The organism is Methylobacterium sp. CCH5-D2 (genome assembly GCF_001556475.1).
Taxonomy (GTDB): Bacteria; Pseudomonadota; Alphaproteobacteria; order Rhizobiales; family Beijerinckiaceae; genus Methylobacterium; species Methylobacterium hispanicum.
The window spans coordinates 1-1,185 of record NZ_LSIX01001066.1 but is presented as its reverse complement, the minus strand read 5'-3'; the positions used below and the strand labels follow the sequence as shown (position 1 = coordinate 1,185).

Here is a 1,185-nt window from a genome sequence, read left to right as displayed (position 1 = left end):
TCTGCGTCAGCTCGAGGCGGTTGCTGAGCGGGTTCAGCACCGCATCCGAGAAGAACTGCTGGAACGGCGCGCCCTGGAGCGAGGTGGCCGACTGGATGTAGGAGCCCGCCCAGGCCGAGACGCCGGTGTACATGCCCGCGCCCTCGCCGTAGGCGCCCTGCAGGTACAGGGTGTCGCCGGGAGCGATGAAGGGCAGGTTGATCTTCAGGCCGCCCTGGACGGCCCAGCCGTACTCGGAGGCCGTGCGGCCGAGCGTGCCGGGGTTCGTGCCGATGATCTGCGCAGGTGCACTGTTGAGCGCGCCGACGTTGACCTCGTGCACGGCGCCCGAGATCTGGGCCGAGCCCCAGGGCTGGTCGTAGCGCAGCACGCCGACGAAGTCGGGCATGCGGTTGCGCTCGATCACGTCCACGAAGCCGAGGCCGACCGGCAGGCCGGCGGCGTTGAAGCCGAGGAAGACCGGGGCCGGCGACTGCGTGACCGCGAAGGTCTGCAGGCTGGAGTTGCCGAGCACGGCCGCCGCGGCGGCGACGTTGGCGGGCGAGTAGACCGGCGTGCGGCGGAAGCTCGGGTCTTCCATCGACAGCGTGGCCGAGAAGCCGTTGCCGAGGGTGGCGGTGTAGGCCGCGAGGTTGGTCGAGGCGACGTCCGAGCCGAGCGTGCCGGCCTGGATCTCGAAGTCGTGGGCGTAGAAGTCGAAGAACGAGGACGCGCGACCGGCGGTGAAGCCGGCGAACTGCACGAACGCCTTGTCGGTGTTGAAGTACTGCTGCACGCGGCCGAACCCGTCGACGCCGAGCGCCGGGAAGGCGTTGCCGATGCGGTTCTGGGTGCCCGAGTGCATGGTCGGGAAGCCGGTGCGGCTGGCCGTCTCGAGGCGGACGAAGGCGCGCAGGGTGCCGTAGGCGGTCTGCGTGCGGGCGTCGAGGTTGATGCGGGCGAGGCCGCGGTAGCCGCTGTAGTCGCCGTTGCCCGTGCCGCGGGCGAGCGGGGCCTGGTAGCCGTACTCGAAGCGGGCGCGGCCCGAGAGGCGCAGGCAGGTGTCGGTGCCGGGGATGTAGAAGAAGCCGGCGCCGTAGGTCGAGCAGACGCGCACGTACTCGATCGGGGCGGCCTTCTTGATCGGAAGGTCGGCGGCCTGGGCGCCGGCGACGGCGGCGAGCGCCGCGGCCGAGCCGAGCAGGG

1 protein-coding gene is annotated in these 1,185 nt (G+C 71.5%); it reads right to left on the bottom strand.

The genetic code is table 11. The features are described from left to right. Window positions 1–1,183, bottom strand: a 1,183-nt coding sequence (locus AX737_RS28895; protein WP_082773361.1) for a porin, incomplete at its 3' end; no start/stop codon positions are given. Window positions 1,184–1,185: the final 2 nt, after the last annotated feature.